Origin of the sequence: Arsenicitalea aurantiaca, from assembly GCF_003994485.1 — a bacterium.
GTDB classification, from domain to species: domain Bacteria; phylum Pseudomonadota; class Alphaproteobacteria; order Rhizobiales; family Devosiaceae; genus Arsenicitalea; species Arsenicitalea aurantiaca.
The window spans coordinates 463,053-478,629 of sequence record NZ_RZNJ01000004.1 but is presented as its reverse complement, the minus strand read 5'-3'; the positions used below and the strand labels follow the sequence as shown (position 1 = coordinate 478,629).

Sequence of the window (15,577 nt, the reverse complement as noted above, 5' to 3'; positions counted from 1 at the left end):
GTCCGATGAGTCTTTCCCACACGATCGAGGGCGCGATGCAGGCCAGGCCCGACGTCATGCTCCTGGCTGCAGGGCTCGGCCGGCGCATGCTGCCGCTGACCGCGCACACCCCCAAGCCGCTGCTGCGCGTGGGCGGCATGGCGCTGATCGACCATGTGATCGAGGCGGCGCGCGCCGAGGGCTGCACCCGCTTCGTGGTCAACGCCCATCACCATGCCGGGCAGGTGCTCGAGCATGTCGCGGGGGTGGCGGCGGAGTTCCCCGCGCTTTCATTCCAGGTCAGCCACGAGTTCGAGACGCTGCTCGAAACGGGCGGGGGGCTCAAAAAGGCGCTGCCGCTCCTCGAGGGGGACCCGATCCTTGCGATGAATGCGGACGCGTTCTGGCCGGTCGGGGCCGATGCGCCCATCGCCCGGATGCTCGAACGCTTTGCCGAGGGCCGGGCCGATATCGTGCTGCTCTGCGTGCACCCCCATCGCGCGATCGGTTTTCGCCGGAGCCATGATTTCTGCCTCGACCCGCGCGGCCGGGTGACCCGCGATGCCGGTGCGCCGGTCGTTTATGCGGGGGTGGCGCTCATCGCCCGATCGGCGCTTGCCGATACGCCCGATGGCCCCTTCTCGCTCAATCTCGTCTTCGACCGTGCGCTCGAGGCCGGCCGGCTCGCCGGCGTACCGCTGATGGCGCCGTGGCTGCATGTGGGCGACCCCGAGGCAATGCTCGAGGCCGGCCGCGCCCTCGCCGACCTCAACCCATGAGCCGGCAGAGCCTCTTCACCATCGCGCCCGATGCGCCCTTCCTGCCGCTGCTTGCCCAACGCATCCTCGATGGCACGCTGCTCTCGGGCTGGGCGCAGGACGATCCGTTCTGGCTTGCCGACGTCACCATCATCCTGCCCACCCGCCGCGCCCGGCTCGCGCTTGCGGACGCCCTGGCGCGGGCGGGCCATGGGCTGCTGCCCGACATCCGCACCTTTGGCGGGGAGGCCGAGGACGAGGAGCCCTTCCTGCCGCCCTTCGACGCGCCGGCCCTGCCCCGGCAAATGCCTGCGCTGACGCGCCGGCTGGAGCTGGCCCGGCTCGTCGCCGCCTGGGCTCATTCGCCGGCGGGGCTTTCGGGCTTTGCGAGCCCGCCCAATGCGGCCGAAATCCTCTGGCTCGCCGATTCCCTTTCCGGGCTCATCGACGATTTCACGACCGAGGCGGTCGACCTGGCGCGGCTCGGCGACATAGCCCCCGAGAGCCTCGCAGCCAACTGGCAGCAGACCCTGCGCTTTCTGGGCATCGTGCTCGAGGCCTGGCCCATGCATCTTGCTGCCCATGGCGCGGCGGATGCGCCGGCGCTGCGCAATCTGCGGCTTGCCCGGCAGGCCGCCGCCGCACCCCATCTCTTCGGGGACCGCCCGGTGATCGCGGCGGGCTCGACCGGCTCGATCCCCGCAACGGCGGACCTGCTCGCCGCGATCGCCCGGCTGCCGCGCGGGGTGGTCGTGCTGCCCGGGCTCGACACGGGGCTCTCGCCCGAGGCCCATGCGCGCCTCCTCGATCCGGCACGGACCAATCACGGCCATCCCCAATACGGGCTCGCCCGGCTCCTTAGGCGGTTCGCGACGACGCCGGAGGCGGTGACCGAGCTCGCGCCGCCGGGCAGCGGAAGGCGCGCGCTCATCCGGGCCGCCCTCGCGCCGGCCGAGGAGACCGCGCTCTGGGCGAGCACCCGGCCCGGCCCCGAGGCGCTCGAAGCGATGAGCGCGGGGCTCGCCATACTCGCCGCGCGGACCGCAGACGAGGAGGCCCGCGCGGTTGCGATCGCCGCGCGCGAAGGGCTCGAGGCGGGCCGGACGGTCGGCATCGTGACGCCCGACCGCAATCTTGCCCGGCGCATCGCGGCCGAGCTCGCGCGCTTCAACGTCAGGGTGGACGATACGGCGGGCACGCCGCTCTTCCAGTCTCCTGCCGGCCGGCTGATGCGCAGCCTGCTGGCGCTCGCGGCCAATGGCTGCACGGCGGTCGATCTGATGGCGCTCCTCAACAATCGCGCCGCGCGGCTCGGCCTGCCGCGCGCCGAACTTGCGCGCCGCGCCGACCTTCTCGAACGCGGCCTGCTGCGCGGGCAGCGGCTGCTGCCGGGGCTTTCCGGATTGCGCGCGGCGCTCGCGGCCTCCGCCGAAGGGCGGCTCGAGCGCCCGGCGCTCAAACTGGAGCCGGCCGACCGGGAGGCCATCGGGGACCTTCTCGATCGGCTCGACGCGCTCATCGCCCCGGTCATCGCCCGGATCGAGGCACAAGGGCTCACCGCGCCCGCGCTTTCGGGCGTGCTGCACGCCGCCTTTGCCGCGGCGGTCGAGGGGCTCGATCCGCCCCTCGTCGGGACACATGAAATCGGCCTCTGGGCCGATGGGCTCGCCGGCGCCGGAACGCCCGGGCCGGTGATCGCGCCCGTCGCGCTCGATGCGGTGCTTTCGGCGCTGATGGCTGGGGTCACCGTCCGCCCGCAGCGGCCCGGCCGGGAAGACATCGCCATCTGGGGCACGCTCGAGGCGCGCCTGCAGAACCCCGACCGGCTGATCCTTGCCGGGCTCAACGAGGATGTGTGGCCCGAGCCGGCCGATCCCGGGCCCTGGCTCAGCCGCGGCATGCGTCTGGCTGCCGGGCTCGAGCCGCCCGAGCGCCGGCAGGGTCTTGCCGCCCATGATTTCGAGATGGCGCTGGGCAATGGCGAGACGATCCTCGCCTTTGCCGAGCGGCTCGGCTCGGGGCCCGCAATGCCCTCGCGGCTTGTGCAGCGGCTCGAAGCCTATCTGGGCGAGGCGCGCGCAGACGCGGTGCGCGCAAGGGGCGCGCACTGGCTCGATCTGGCGCGCCGGCTCGATCATGTCGCGGTGCCCATCCCCGCCATGCGCCCCCTGCCGCGGCCACGCGCCGATCTGCGCCCGCGCCGGCTCTCGATTACCGAAGTCGAGACGCTCTTTCGCTCGCCCTACGATCTTTATGCCCGGCATGTGCTCGCGCTGCGGCCGCTCGAGCCGCTGGGGACCGATCCGGGGGGACGCGAGCGCGGTTCGCTCGTCCATGCCGTCTTTGCCCGCTTCGTCGAGGAGGGGCATGATCCGGCCGATCCGGCCGCGCTCGAAACGCTCGAGACCATGGCGCGGGAGATCTTTGCCGGGCTCGAGGCCATTGCCGCGCGCCGCGACATCTGGCTGCGGCGGTTTTCGGTGGCGGCGGAGGCCTTTCTCGATTTCGAGCGGGCGCGCGCGCCTTTCGTGCGCTCGCGCCATGCCGAGATCGCCGGGCGGATGGCCTTTCCCGATCTCGATGGGTTCACGCTGACCGGTCGGGCGGACCGGGTGGACCGGCTCATGGACGGCAGGCTCGAAATCATCGACTTCAAGACCGGCACCCTGCCCGATCCGGGCGCCATGGTGCGGCTCGAAGCCCCCCAATTGCCGCTCGAAGCGGCGATGGCGCGGGCCGGTGCGCTGGGCGCGCCCGATGAACCGGGGCCGGGCGAGACTGCCGCCCTCACCTATATCAAGATAGGGCTCGGTCCGGACGCCTTCACGGTCACCCCCTTCCGCACCGGGGAGGACCAGGGGGTGATGGACGCCGCCGACGAGGCGCTGCGGCGGCTCCAGGGCCATGTCTCGGCGCTGCTGCTTGCCGATCACCTGCCGATGGCCGCACGCATCCGTCCCGATCCGCGCCAGAGGTTTCGGGGCGATTACGACCATCTGGCGCGGACCGCCGAATGGACCGCGATCGAGGGGGAAGCCGACTGATGCGCCGCATCGCCATTCCCGAGGATACGCTGCTCCGACAGCGCCGCGCCGCCGATCCGGCCGGATCGGTCTGGGTGGAGGCCAATGCCGGCTCGGGCAAGACGCACGTCTTGACCCAGCGTGTGCTGCGGCTGCTGCTCTCGGGGGTGGAGCCGCAATCGATCCTCTGCCTCACCTACACCAAGGCCGCCGCCGCCGAAATGCGCCGGCGCGTCTCGGCCGAACTCGGGCGCTGGGCGCTCGCCGACGAAGCAGGGCTCGCCGAGACGCTGTCGCGCCTTCTCGGGCGCCAGCCCCTTACCCCCGAGCGCGCCCGCGCCCGCACGCTCTTTGCCCATGCGCTCGAAACGCCGGGCGGGCTCAAGATCGTCACCATCCACGCCTTTTGTGAAAGCGTGCTCCACCGCTTTCCCATGGAAGCAGGCATTCCCTTCGATTTTACCGTGATCGAGGACGAGGAGCGGGCCGCGATGATCCTCGAAGCGCGCGAGGCGGTGCTATCGGGCGCCGTCGAGGCGCCGGGGCTCGCCGATGCGGTCAGCACGCTCTTTGCCGAGCTCAGCGACAGCCAGATCGGCAAGGCCATCGCCGAAGCGCTCGCCGATGCCCGTCGCCTGCGCCCGGTGCTGGCGGACCTGCCGGGCGCGATTGCGCGCCTGCGCGCCTATGTCTCGGCGCCTGCCGAGACGCCGGACGCCCTCAGGGCCCGCATTCTGGCCGAACGGCGGATAGGGCCGGCCGAGATCGCCCGCGTTCTCGAGATCTGCCCGCCCAAGGGCGGCACGGCCTTCGAGGACAAGCTTCTGGCGCTCGGGGCCGCGCCCATCGATCCCGACCGCTGGTGCGCAGCTTTCCTCACCCGCGAGGGGAAGGTGCCCAAGGCCTTCCCCAAAAAGGTGATCGGAACCAATGATCCGGACCTCGCCGAGGCGCTCCTCGCGGAAGCCGAACGGCTCGAAGCGCTTGGTGCAGGGCTTGCCTGCGCGCGGCTCGTCGCCCGGTCGGAGGCGCTGCTGGTCGTCCTTTCTGCCATCGTATCGCGGTTCGAGGCCCGCAAGCGCGCCCGCTCGCTCCTTGATTTCGACGATCTGGTCAACCGGCTCGCGGCGCTCTTTGCCAATGAAGCGCTCGGGCCCTGGGTGCAGTACAAGCTCGATGCGGGCATCACCCACATCCTCGTCGATGAAAGCCAGGATACCAATCCCGAGCAATGGCGCGTGGTGTCGGCCATTGCGCGCGAATTCTTCACCGGCGACAGCGCGGTCGAGCGCCCGAGGACGCTCTTTGCGGTGGGGGACGAAAAGCAGTCGATCTATTCGTTCCAGGGCGCCGATCCCGCGCTTTTTTCGGTATCGGGCGAGGCCTTCGCCGAACGCGCCAATGCCGCCGAGCGCCCGTTTTCGCGCCTCAAGCTCACGACGAGCTTCCGAACCCTGCCCGGCATTCTCTCGGCGGTCGATCTTGTCTTTTCCGACCCCGTGCTCGCGGCTGCCGTGCGCTCCAAGGAGAGGGTGGACCACCAGAGCGCCCGCGCCGAGCCGGGGGGCATCGTGACGCTCTGGCCGCCGGTGCAGCAGCAGGGGCTGGAGGAGCTCGCGACGGACTGGCCCCTCAGCGTGCCCGAGACGGTGACGCGGAGCGCGCCCCGGCAGGTCGCCGAGCGGATCGCCGCCGAGATCGCCGGCTGGATAAAGTCAGGCCGCACGCTCGGACCGCGCAACCGGCCCGTGCGGGCCGACGACGTGCTGGTGCTCGTACAGTCGCGGGGGGCGGTCTTCGAGGAGATCATCCGGGCGCTCCTGCGGGCGGGCCTGCCCACGCCCGGAGCCGACCGGCTTGCGGTGACGAGCCATATCGGCGTGCTCGACCTCATCGCGCTTGCCGACGTGCTGCTCAACATTCATGACGACCTGCAGCTCGCCGCGCTCCTGCGCTCGCCGCTCTTTGGCATCGACGAGGACACGCTTTTTTCCCTTTGCGCGCCGCGCGGCGGCCGCTCGGTCTGGTCGGCGCTGATGGCCTCCACGGACCCTTCATGCATGGAGGCGGCGAGCCGCCTCTCGGCCTGGCGCGACGCGCTCGATTTCGAGCGGCCCTTCGAGTTCTTTTCCTCGATCCTCTATGCAGGAGGCGGGCTCCGGCGCTTCCATACGCGGTTCGGGCCGGAGATCGACGACGTCTTTTCCGAATTCCTCGGCCTTGCGCTCGATCATGAGCAATCCGCCCAGCCCTCGCTGCAGGGGTTCGTCGCCGCGATCCGCGCCCGCGAGATCCTCATCAAGCGCGAACTCGCCGAATCGGGCGCCGGGGTGCGGGTGATGACGGTGCATGGCGCCAAGGGGCTCGAGGCGCCGATCGTGATCCTCGCAGATGCCGCGACCAAGCCTGACGCAACGCAGCTGGCGAGCCCGATCCGCATTCTCGCCGAGGCGCCGGGGCCGCTTTTCGTGCATGCGGGCCGGCGCGCGGACGACACCGAGGAAACCGCAGCCATTCGCATGGCGCGCGAGCAGGCCCAGCGTGACGAATACTGGCGCAAGCTCTACGTGGCGATGACCCGCGCCGAGGACGAACTCTACATTACCGGCCCCCTGACGCCGGGGCGGGAAGCCGCCGGCCAGATCGAGGGCAGCTGGTATGGCGCGATCGCGGCGGGGCTCGCCGGGGCGCGGGCCGAGACCGATGCCGAAGGCACTCTCACCGCGCGCGTCTTTCCGCCCGATGCGCCGCTGCCCGCCCCGGCGTCGGGGGAGCCACCGGCGCTTCGGGTCCGTGACCTCGACGTGCCCGACCTGCCGCCTCTGCCCGAACCGGAGCGGCGGGAGATCATCCGGCCGTCCCGGCTCGAGGAGAACGCGGCCGAAGGGCGGTTCGACACCCTGGCCGAGGCAGCGCGCGATCCGGCCATCGCGCGCGCCGAGGGCATTGCGCTTCATGCGCTGCTGCAACATCTGGGGCGCGTCGGGGCAACCGACCGTGCCGGGGTCGCCCACAAAGCGGCGGCCGAGCTCCTTGCGGGCGCGGCGGGAGATGCCGAGGCGCTCGCGGACAAGGCGCTCGCCATTCTCGGGCGGCCCGAATTCGCGGCGCTCTTCGGGCCGACGAGCCGGGCGGAGATCCCCTTCCTCCTCGATGGCAGGCGCAAGGACCGGAAGATCCGGCTTGCGGGCCGGTTCGACCGGCTCGTCATCGGGCCGGGCGAGGTGCAGGTCATCGACTTCAAATCCGACGCGATCGTGCCCGATTCTCCGGAGCGATCGGCATATCTGGGGCAATTGGGGCTTTATGCGCTGGCTGCACGCCAGCTTTTCCCCGGCCGCCGCATCACGGCATCGATTCTCTGGACAGGCCCGGAAAGCCTGATGAATTTCTCATCCGAGCTCTTGATGAGCGCGGTCGGCGACTTCACCATGGGGTGAGTTTGCTTGAACGCGAACTGGACTCTGCCTAGCTTTTGCGATCAAACAGCCACGCTTTCAACCCACAAGGGAAATGCAATGACCACTCAAGTTTCCGACGCCAATTTCGGCGAGGAAGTCCTGAACGCCAAGGAGCCCGTGCTCGTGGATTTCTGGGCGGAATGGTGCGGGCCCTGCCGCGCGATTGCGCCGGTGCTCGACGAGCTTTCCGCTGAGCTCCAGGGTCGGGTGAAGATCGTCAAGCTCAACGTGGACGAGAACCCTTCGACGACCGCCAAATATGGCGTCCGCTCCATTCCCACCATGATCCTGTTCAAGGGCGGGGAAGCCGCCGACATGAAGATCGGCGCCGGCACCCCCAAGGCCGGGCTCAGCAAATGGCTCGAGGGCCACGCCGCCTGAGGCCATTTCAGAATCTGGTTTTCGATCAAGCGCCGCCGGTCACTCCGGCGGCGTTTCGTTTTTCTCGAGCACTTCGCCCGCAAGGTGAAGCGACCCGCAGATGACGATCCGCGCGTCCGGAATGGCGCGCGCCTGCTCGAGAGCGTCTTCGAGCGTCTCAGCGGGTTGGGCGGCAAGGCCCACGCCCCGGGCGAGCTCGGCCAGAGCATCGGGCGCCCAGGCGGCGCGCTCGCCGATGATCGGCACGGTAAAGATCCGGTGCGGCATCTCGCCGAAGGGCGCGAGGAACCCCGCCGCATCCTTGTTGGCAAACGTGCCCCAGATGAGGACGAGGGGCCTGGGGCGCGCGCGGTGCAGCCCGGCGAGTGCCGTGACGAGCACCGCCCCACCCGCCGCATTGTGCCCGCCATCGAGCCAGAGCTCCTGATCGGTCCCGAGGCCCTGAACGAGCGCACCCTTTCTGAGCGGCATCAGGCGGGCCGGCCAGTCGACGCGCGAGAGCCCCTGGGCGAGGTCGCCCTCGCCCACCGGGAGGGCGAAATGGCGGATCGCGGCGATGGCGAGCCCCGCATTGTCGATCTGGTGGGGCCCGGCGAGCCGCGGCAAGGGTAGGTCGAGAAGGCCGGCCTCATCCTGATAGACGAGCCGCCCGTTCTGCCCATAGGCATCGAAATCCTGCCGGGCAAGGAGAGGCACGACCCCGAGCCGCTCCGCTTCGGCGAGGATGGCCTCGCGCGCAACCTCTGTCTGGACGCCGATGACGGCGGGCGCACCGCGCTTCAATATGCCCGCCTTTTCCCTTGCGATGCCGGCAAGGTCGGGCCCGAGATATTCGACATGGTCGATCGAGACCGGCGTGATGACGGTGCCGAGGGGGTTGTCGATGACGTTGGTGGCGTCGAACCGGCCTCCGAGCCCGACTTCGAGCAGGAGGTAGTCGGCCGGCGTTTCGGCGAAGAGGTGGAACGCGGTGGCCGTCGTGATCTCGAACAGGGTGATGGGCGCGCCGTCATTGACCCTTTCGCAATGGGCGAGGGCCTCGGCAAGCCGTTCATCCGAGACGAGCGTGCCGGCGAGGCGGATCCGCTCGTTGAAGCGCACGAGATGGGGCGAGGTATAGACGTGGACGCTTTTGCCGGCCGCCTCGAGCGCGGCGCGGAGGAAAGCGATGGTCGAGCCCTTGCCATTGGTGCCCGCCACGTGGATCACGGGAGGCAGTCGCCGCTCGGGATGGCCGAGCGCGGCCAGGAGGCGCTCGATGCGCGAAAGCCCCAGATCGATGAGCTTGGGGTGAAGCGCGAGCAGGCGCTCGAGGATGGCGTCGGGAGTGGACAACGAAACGCTCCGGCTGGTGGACCGGAGCGCTATAGCATTGCGAGCCCGTGGCGCGGAAGCGCCGGGCTATTCGGCGTGGGCGGCCTCGGGCGGCGCGGTGACGAGATCATCATCGCCTTCGGCCGCAACGGCGGCCGCGCGCATCGAGATCCGCGCCACGGGGGGCTGGCTCGCCAGTTCGGGCGCGGGCTCGGCCTTGGTGAGGATGCCGGTCAGCGAGCCGATGGTGGCGCGCAGATTGTGCCGGTGCACCACCATGTCGACCATGCCGTGCTCATAGAGATATTCGGAGCGCTGGAAGCCCTTGGGGAGCTTTTCGCGAATGGTCTGCTCGATGACGCGTGGGCCCGCAAAGCAGATGAGCGCGCCGGGCTCGGCCAGGTGCACATCGCCCAGCATGGCGTAGGACGCGGTCACGCCGCCGGTGGTGGGGTTGGTGAAGACGACGATGAAGGGCAGGCCCGCCTCACGCAGGCGCAGCACCGCAACGGTCGTGCGCGGCATCTGCATGAGCGAGAGGATGCCCTCCTGCATGCGCGCGCCACCCGAGGCGACGAAGAGCACGAAAGGCGTCTTGTCGCGCTCGGCCGTTTCGAGCCCGGTGATGACGGCTGAGCCCGCCGCCATGCCCAGCGAGCCGCCCATGAAATCGAAATCCTGCACGCCGACCGTTACCGGGCGGCCATAGAGCCTGCCCTTTGTCACCATCACCGCATCGTCCATGCCGGTTTTGGTGCGGCTGTCGCGCAGCCGGTCGACATAACGCTTCTGGTCGCGGAACTTGAGCGGATCAACGGGCACTTCGGGGAGCGCCACGGTCTCGTAGCTGCCGTCGTCAAAGAAGCTGGCGAGCCGGTCGGCCGACTTGATCTTCATGTGGTAGCCCGAATTGGGCACCACCCACTGATTGGCCTCGAGATCGCGATAGAAGACCATCTCGCCGGATTCGGGGCATTTTACCCAGAGGTTCTCGGCGGAGTCGTCCCGCTGCTTGAGGAAGGAGCGGATCTTGGGGCGTACGACGTTGTTGATCCAGTTCATCTCTAGCGTCTGTCCCTATGCCGATGCGGTCGCGAGCCCCTGTGGGGCGTCGGCCATGGTCCCTAAATGCAGATTGTGGCGAATGTTATCAGTCCCGCCCCGCCTTGGCAAAGCGGGCCGACCCGCTATCCCCTGGCCCGGCGCACGCCGGCGGCAAGCTCGGCGACGAGCCCGTGGGCGGCGCCCACGGTGCCCTCGGTCGGCCTGCCGTCATCGAGGGTATCGGCGATCGCCGAAATGATCGCGCTGCCCACCACGACGCCATCGGCATCGCGGCCGATGAAGGCGGCATCCTCGGCGTTCTTGATGCCGAAGCCTACGGCCACCGGGAGCGCGGTATGGGCCTTGATCCGGCGCACGGCCTCGCCGACGCGCTCGCGATTGGCGATCGCGGCGCCGGTAACACCCGTCATCGAGACGTAGTAGACGAAACCCGACGTGTTCTTGAGCACGGCCGGGAGGCGCCGGTCATCGGTCGTGGGGGTGGTGAGGCGAATGAAGCTGATCCCCGCCTCCAGCGCCGGAATGCAGAGCTCGCCGTCTTCCTCGGGGGGCAGGTCGACGACGATCAGCCCGTCGACCCCCGCCTCGCGGGCGGCCGCGAGAAAGGCATCGACGCCGAAAATATAGATGGGGTTGTAATAGCCCATCAGGACGATGGGGGTTTGACTGTCCTTGCGGCGGAAATCCTCGACCATGGCGAGGGTCTGGCGCAGGGTCTGGCCGCTTTCGAGCGCACGCTGGCCGGCGAGCTGGATGGCGACGCCATCGGCCATCGGATCGGAAAAGGGCATGCCGAGCTCGATGATGTCGGCGCCGGCACGCGGCAGGCCATCGAGAATGGCCTGGCTCGTGGCGAGGTCGGGATCGCCGGCCATGACGAAGGTCACGAGCGCGGGGCGCCCTTCAGCCTTAACCGCGGCGAACCGCGCGCCAATCCGATCCGAACCCATCTTCTGCCGCCTCACGCCCGGGAAAGTCGCGCTGGGTGTAGGTGCAGGACGCCGCCACTGTCAACAGGGGCGGCGGCGCGGCTTATTCGCCGAAAGCCTGCTTGTAGGCAACGCTGGCCAGTTCGTCGCGGCGCATGCCACGGGCAGCGAGCGCGCCGTCGCTCATCGCGTTCAGACGCTCGAAGGTGTAGGCGGCGCGACGGGCGCGGCCGATATCGCCGAAGAAGGTCGAGACGTTGTTGATGAAACCGGTGCGGGCCATGGGACTATCTCCTGTGTTGGCTAAGAGATAGCGGCTCACGCGCCGATGAGAAGGCCCACAGGGGCATGGCGGTGATGCACTGGCGGAATGGATGTTCCGCCGGCGCGCCGGCTGGGCGCTAGAGCTGCCCTTCGAGGAGCCGTCCCACCGATTCCACATCCTTGTCGCCCCGGCCCGAGAGGCAGAGGACGATGGTCTGGTCCGGGCGCATCGTGGGGGCGATCGCCTTGACCAGCGCCAGCCCGTGCGCCGTTTCGAGCGCGGGAATGATCCCCTCGAGGCGTGTGCAGAGCTGGAAGGCCTCGAGCGCCTGCGCATCGGTGATGGGCATGTATTTGACCCGCCCGCTGTCGCGCAGGAACGAGTGCTCGGGACCAACGCCGGGATAGTCGAGGCCGGCCGAGATGGAATGGCCCTCGAGGATCTGCCCGTCGGCGTCCTGGAGCAGATAGGTGCGGTTGCCATGGAGCACGCCGGGGCGCCCGCCGGTCATGGAGGCGGCATGGCCGTTCTCCACGTCGATGCCGTGCCCGCCCGCTTCGGCGCCATAGATCGCGACGCCCTCGTCATCGAGGAAGGGGTGGAAGAAGCCGATGGCGTTCGAACCCCCGCCGATGCAGGCGACGAGCGCGTCGGGCAGGCGCCCCTCGGTCTCGAGCATCTGCGCGCGCAGTTCGGTGCCGATCACCGACTGGAAGTCGCGCACCATCTCGGGATAGGGGTGCGGACCCGCTGCCGTGCCGATCAGGTAATAGGTGCTTTCGACATTGGTGACCCAGTCGCGGAGCGCCTCGTTCATGGCGTCCTTCAAGGTGCCCGCGCCGGCGGTGACCGGGCGCACTTCGGCCCCCAGCATCTTCATGCGCAGGACGTTGGGGCGCTGGCGCTCGACGTCGGTGGCGCCCATGAAGATGGTGCAGGGCAGCCCGAACTTGGCGCAGACCGTCGCGGTCGCAACGCCATGCTGGCCGGCGCCCGTCTCGGCGATGATCCGCGTCTTGCCCATGCGCTTGGCGAGCAGGATCTGCCCCAGGCAATTGTTGATCTTGTGGCTGCCGGTGTGGTTGAGCTCTTCGCGCTTGAAATAGATCCTGGCGCCGCCATAGGCCTCGGTCAGCCGGTCGGCGAAATAGAGCGGCGAGGGACGGCCGGTATAGTGCTTGGCAAGATGCACGATTTCGGCGTTGAACGCGTCGTCCGCACGGGCGGTGCGATAGGCGGCCTCGAGGTCGAGGATCAGCGGCATCAGGGTCTCGGCAACGAAGCGGCCGCCGAACTGGCCGAACCGACCCTGGTCGTCCGGGCCCTGCCGCAGTGAATTGGCGCCGCTCATATCCAATGGACCATTCCTTTTTCTGCGCGTGCATCAGAGCACGCCACTACCCATACGCCCGCGATCCCCGGACAGATTGCGGCGCTATGCCGCCCCCCGACCGGGCTCGGCACCGCGGACGGCCGAGACGAAGGCGCGGATCAGGCCCTCATCCTTGACGCCGGGGGCGGTTTCGACGCCCGAGGAGACATCGACGCCCATCGGCCCGACGCGACGAATGGCGTCTTGGACCGTTTCGGGCGTCAGCCCTCCCGAGAGCATGAAGGCGAGCCCGGGGTCAAGCGCTTCGAGCAGGCTCCAGTCGAAGGGGGTGCCGAGACCCCCGGGACGATCGGCGCCCTTGGGCGGCTTTGCATCGAGCAGCAGCCGGTCCGCGCTTTCGGCGAAGGCTGCGACGCCCGCGACATCCTCGGCCGAGCCGATCGGGATCGCCTTCATGACGGCGATGCCCGCGGCCTCGCGGATGGAATCGACCCGGTGAGGCGTTTCGGGCCCGTGGAGCTGGATCCAGTCGGGAGAAAGCGCGGCCACCTCCATGACGCAGGAGTTGTCCGGATTGACCAGCAGCACGCAGGTCTCGATGCGCCCGCGGGCCTCCGAGATCAGCATCTGCAGGGTCTCGATATCCACATGGCGTGGGGAGCGGGCGAAGTGGACGAAGCCGACCATGTCGGCGCCGGCCGCAATGGTGGCATCGAGGAGCGGCAGGGTCTTGATGCCGCAGATCTTGACGAGGACGGGGTCGGCCATTTCCGGGTTCGCTGGGTTTCGGGGGCGTCTCAGCGCGGGTCCATCAGCTCGTCGACCTCGACCAGCCTGCGGTCCGTGTCACGTCCGGCGCGGTTGCGCTGCAGCGCATCGAGCTCGCGCCTCAGATGTTCGGCTTCGCGCCGCCAGTGGCGCTCGCGCTGCCGGTGCGGGGCCTGGGCGAACCATGCGGCGACCCCACCGAGGAGCACGCCGACGAGCAGCACCGCGAAAATGACGAGAAAGAGCGGCACGCCGAATTGCGGGGCCGCCGGATCCACGTCCTGACCGAAAGGGTTGAAGCGCACCGCCACCAATTGCCGGTTGGCGAGCGCAAAGAAGATGAGCGCCGCCGAAAGCGGAACAAGCACGATCCAACCCGCTATACGTCTGACCATGCAGCCTTGCCTTTTACGCGTACGCCCGACCGCTCAGCGGTTGAGCCGCTCGCGGATTTCCTTGCCGGCCTTGAACTGGGGCACGTACTTTTCGCCCACGTCCACCTGTTCGCCGGTGCGCGGATTGCGCCCCACCCGGGCCGGCCGGTTCTTGACCGAAAACGCCCCGAAGCCGCGCAGCTCCACCCGGTCGCCCCGGGCCATGGCATCCCCGATCTCGTCGAGGATGGCGTTGACGATGTTCTCGATATCGCGCTGGAAGAGATGCGGATTTTCCTCGGCGAGCTTCTGGACGAGTTCAGATTTGATCATGCCGCCCCCGGGGACTTCGTCGCTTCGGGCCCAAGGCCCTACAATGAGGGCTCAACCTGCCAAAGCGATACGAGCCCGTCAAGCATGATGGGTCCGCGGGCCGGCAGGCCGAGGATGGACCGGGCCTCTCCGCGCAGCAGCCGCATGAGCCCGCCAAAGCCTTCATCGGGCTCGGGATAGGCGGTGCGCACGGGCAGTTCGGGGTCGATGTCGTGGGTTTCGGCGAGCCAGGCGATGGCCTCGGCCTCCCCGCCGATCTGATCGATCAGCCCGCTTTCAAGTGCCATGCGCCCCGACACGATGCGTCCATCCGACAGCCCCAGCGCCTCGAGCCGGGTCATGCCGCGCTCCTCGGCAACGGCATCGACGAACCACTGGAAGCTGTCATTGACGAGCGCGGCGATCGAGGCGCGCGCCTCGGGCGACATCGGGCCGGAAAAGTCGGGCTCGGCCTTGAGTGGCCCGGAGGCCACCTTGTCGAGATCGATGCCGATGGTGTCGAGGAGCCCCGCCGCATTCACGTGCTGGTAGAGGACGCCGATCGAGCCCACGATGGAGAGCCGCCTGGCGAAAATCTGCTCGGTGGCGATCGCCGTCATGTAGGCGGCCGAGGCGCCCATTTCCTTGACGACCGACACCACGGGCTTGTCCGCGCCGAGCCGGCGCAGCGCCTCGTAGAGTTCCTCCCCGCCCGCGGTCGAGCCACCGGGGGAGTTGATGGCGACGATGACGGCCGCGACGTTCGGATCCTCGGCGAGCCGCTCCATGGCGCGCAGCCGGTCGGGGTCGGTGACGATGGTGCCATCCACCTCGATGCGCGCGATGCGCTCGGTGCCGCCGCCCGCACTACCCTCGAGGGCGAACCGGCCGGCGAGGGCCACGACGGCAACGAGCAGCGCGACGAAAAAGAGCGTCCGCCACAGCCGGCGCGAGCGCCGGAGCCGGCTCGCGACCGGAATGGCATGGGGGTCCGCGGGCCGCGCGATCTCGGGGCTCGTCTCGGTCTCGGTGGTCATCGGCGCCGCCTTGCTTGGGTTTCGGCCGGCCTTATCGCCCGCTCGCGGCAAATGCAAGGCGAAGGCTAGAGCTGGCGCATCATGAGGCGCGCCGCATCCTCATAGCTTGCGAGCTTTCGGGCGAGCGCGGGGGCATCGACTTTGGCGAAGCCCTGCCGCCCCCAGAACCCCGCCGAGCCATTAACGGCCACGAGGCTCATCGTGGCAAAGCCGCGCCGGCGCGCATGGCTGGCGAGGGTCTCGACCGCGCCTGCGGCCGCCCCGGTGCCGCGGGCCACCGGCAGCAGCGCCAGATCGTGGATATAGAAGGTGTCGGCATCCGGCGGGATGGCGCCGAGGCGCGTGTTGAGCGCGGGCAGCTGAAGGCTCCGCCAAGGGTGGCTCAGGACGTAGCCGGCCGGTTCGCCCGCCATTTCAAGGAGCATGGTGCCGTCCGGATAGAGCGCCTGGCGCTCTGCAAGGACATCGAGCGCCTCGAAGAAACCCGGATGCACTTCGGCTGCCATGCGCTCGAGCGCGGGCAGATCGAGTGTGCTGAGCGCGCGCCAGTGATAGCCGGGTCTTGCCATGGCCGGACC

14 protein-coding genes are annotated in these 15,577 nt (G+C 69.2%); 4 read left to right on the top strand and 10 right to left on the bottom strand.

Annotated elements, in window-relative coordinates:
- Positions 1-5 precede the first annotated feature (5 nt).
- The 4 genes from EMQ25_RS13485 to trxA all read left to right on the top strand — a co-directional run bounded on the left by EMQ25_RS13485 (position 6) and on the right by trxA (position 7,602).
- On the top strand, positions 6-758 hold the full coding sequence (locus EMQ25_RS13485; protein ID WP_127189098.1) for a nucleotidyltransferase family protein: 753 nt from the start codon (positions 6-8) through the stop codon (positions 756-758).
- Positions 755-3,781, top strand: a complete 3,027-nt coding sequence (addB, locus tag EMQ25_RS13480; protein WP_127189097.1) for a double-strand break repair protein AddB — start codon at positions 755-757, stop codon at positions 3,779-3,781. The genes EMQ25_RS13485 and addB overlap by 4 nt, the downstream gene beginning before the upstream one ends.
- Positions 3,751-7,200, top strand: a complete 3,450-nt coding sequence (addA, locus tag EMQ25_RS13475) for a double-strand break repair helicase AddA (protein ID WP_127189096.1) — start codon at positions 3,751-3,753, stop codon at positions 7,198-7,200. Before addB ends, addA begins: the two co-directional genes overlap by 31 nt.
- Positions 7,201-7,278: 78 nt before the next feature.
- On the top strand, positions 7,279-7,602 hold the full coding sequence (trxA, locus tag EMQ25_RS13470; RefSeq protein ID WP_127189095.1) for a thioredoxin: 324 nt from the start codon (positions 7,279-7,281) through the stop codon (positions 7,600-7,602).
- A 39-nt stretch (positions 7,603-7,641) separates the two neighbouring features.
- Here the strand turns inward: trxA and EMQ25_RS13465 are convergent, their stop codons facing one another.
- From EMQ25_RS13465 to EMQ25_RS13420, 10 genes are all read right to left on the bottom strand, one after another.
- On the bottom strand, positions 7,642-8,937 hold the full coding sequence (locus EMQ25_RS13465) for a bifunctional folylpolyglutamate synthase/dihydrofolate synthase (RefSeq protein ID WP_127189094.1): 1,296 nt from the start codon (positions 8,935-8,937) through the stop codon (positions 7,642-7,644).
- 66 nt (positions 8,938-9,003) lie between these two features.
- The gene (accD, locus tag EMQ25_RS13460; RefSeq protein ID WP_127189093.1) at positions 9,004-9,978 is read right to left on the bottom strand and encodes an acetyl-CoA carboxylase, carboxyltransferase subunit beta; all 975 of its coding nucleotides are present in this window, start codon (positions 9,976-9,978) and stop codon (positions 9,004-9,006) included.
- A gap of 125 nt (positions 9,979-10,103) precedes the next feature.
- Positions 10,104-10,931 carry a tryptophan synthase subunit alpha gene (trpA, locus tag EMQ25_RS13455; protein WP_127189092.1) on the bottom strand — a complete coding sequence of 276 codons (828 nt, stop codon included), beginning with the start codon at positions 10,929-10,931 and terminating at the stop codon, positions 10,104-10,106.
- Between the two features lie 82 nt (positions 10,932-11,013).
- Positions 11,014-11,193 carry a hypothetical protein gene (locus tag EMQ25_RS13450; protein WP_127189091.1) on the bottom strand — a complete coding sequence of 60 codons (180 nt, stop codon included), beginning with the start codon at positions 11,191-11,193 and terminating at the stop codon, positions 11,014-11,016.
- Positions 11,194-11,311: 118 nt separating this feature from the next.
- Positions 11,312-12,526, bottom strand: a complete 1,215-nt coding sequence (trpB, locus tag EMQ25_RS13445; protein WP_127189214.1) for a tryptophan synthase subunit beta — start codon at positions 12,524-12,526, stop codon at positions 11,312-11,314.
- 84 nt (positions 12,527-12,610) lie between these two features.
- Positions 12,611-13,276: a phosphoribosylanthranilate isomerase gene (locus EMQ25_RS13440; RefSeq protein ID WP_127189090.1), complete on the bottom strand. Its 666-nt coding sequence runs from the start codon at positions 13,274-13,276 to the stop codon at positions 12,611-12,613.
- A 29-nt stretch (positions 13,277-13,305) separates the two neighbouring features.
- On the bottom strand, positions 13,306-13,671 hold the full coding sequence (locus EMQ25_RS13435; RefSeq protein ID WP_127189089.1) for a lipopolysaccharide assembly protein LapA domain-containing protein: 366 nt from the start codon (positions 13,669-13,671) through the stop codon (positions 13,306-13,308).
- 33 nt (positions 13,672-13,704) lie between these two features.
- Positions 13,705-13,983, bottom strand: coding sequence for an integration host factor subunit beta (locus tag EMQ25_RS13430; RefSeq protein ID WP_127189088.1), 279 nt, complete (start codon positions 13,981-13,983; stop codon positions 13,705-13,707).
- A gap of 38 nt (positions 13,984-14,021) precedes the next feature.
- Positions 14,022-14,999 (bottom strand): signal peptide peptidase SppA, encoded by a 978-nt coding sequence (sppA, locus tag EMQ25_RS13425; protein ID WP_127189087.1) that lies wholly within the window; start codon positions 14,997-14,999, stop codon positions 14,022-14,024.
- 65 nt (positions 15,000-15,064) lie between these two features.
- Positions 15,065-15,568, bottom strand: coding sequence for a GNAT family N-acetyltransferase (locus EMQ25_RS13420; protein ID WP_127189086.1), 504 nt, complete (start codon positions 15,566-15,568; stop codon positions 15,065-15,067).
- Between the last annotated feature and the right edge of the window lie 9 nt (positions 15,569-15,577).

Excerpts from the sequence above, each read along its gene's own strand:
- EMQ25_RS13485 (WP_127189098.1), top strand. The coding sequence starts at position 6 with ATGAGTCTTTCCCACACGATCGAGGGCGCGATGCAGGCCAGGCCCGAC.
- addB (WP_127189097.1), top strand. The coding sequence starts at position 755 with ATGAGCCGGCAGAGCCTCTTCACCATCGCGCCCGATGCGCCCTTCCTG.
- addA (WP_127189096.1), top strand. The coding sequence starts at position 3,751 with ATGGACCGCGATCGAGGGGGAAGCCGACTGATGCGCCGCATCGCCATT.
- trxA (WP_127189095.1), top strand. The coding sequence starts at position 7,279 with ATGACCACTCAAGTTTCCGACGCCAATTTCGGCGAGGAAGTCCTGAAC.
- accD (WP_127189093.1), bottom strand. The coding sequence starts at position 9,978 with ATGAACTGGATCAACAACGTCGTACGCCCCAAGATCCGCTCCTTCCTC.
- trpA (WP_127189092.1), bottom strand. The coding sequence starts at position 10,931 with ATGGGTTCGGATCGGATTGGCGCGCGGTTCGCCGCGGTTAAGGCTGAA.
- EMQ25_RS13450 (WP_127189091.1), bottom strand. The coding sequence starts at position 11,193 with ATGGCCCGCACCGGTTTCATCAACAACGTCTCGACCTTCTTCGGCGAT.
- trpB (WP_127189214.1), bottom strand. The coding sequence starts at position 12,526 with ATGAGCGGCGCCAATTCACTGCGGCAGGGCCCGGACGACCAGGGTCGG.
- EMQ25_RS13440 (WP_127189090.1), bottom strand. The coding sequence starts at position 13,276 with ATGGCCGACCCCGTCCTCGTCAAGATCTGCGGCATCAAGACCCTGCCG.
- EMQ25_RS13435 (WP_127189089.1), bottom strand. The coding sequence starts at position 13,671 with ATGGTCAGACGTATAGCGGGTTGGATCGTGCTTGTTCCGCTTTCGGCG.
- EMQ25_RS13430 (WP_127189088.1), bottom strand. The coding sequence starts at position 13,983 with ATGATCAAATCTGAACTCGTCCAGAAGCTCGCCGAGGAAAATCCGCAT.
- sppA (WP_127189087.1), bottom strand. The coding sequence starts at position 14,999 with ATGACCACCGAGACCGAGACGAGCCCCGAGATCGCGCGGCCCGCGGAC.
- EMQ25_RS13420 (WP_127189086.1), bottom strand. The coding sequence starts at position 15,568 with ATGGCAAGACCCGGCTATCACTGGCGCGCGCTCAGCACACTCGATCTG.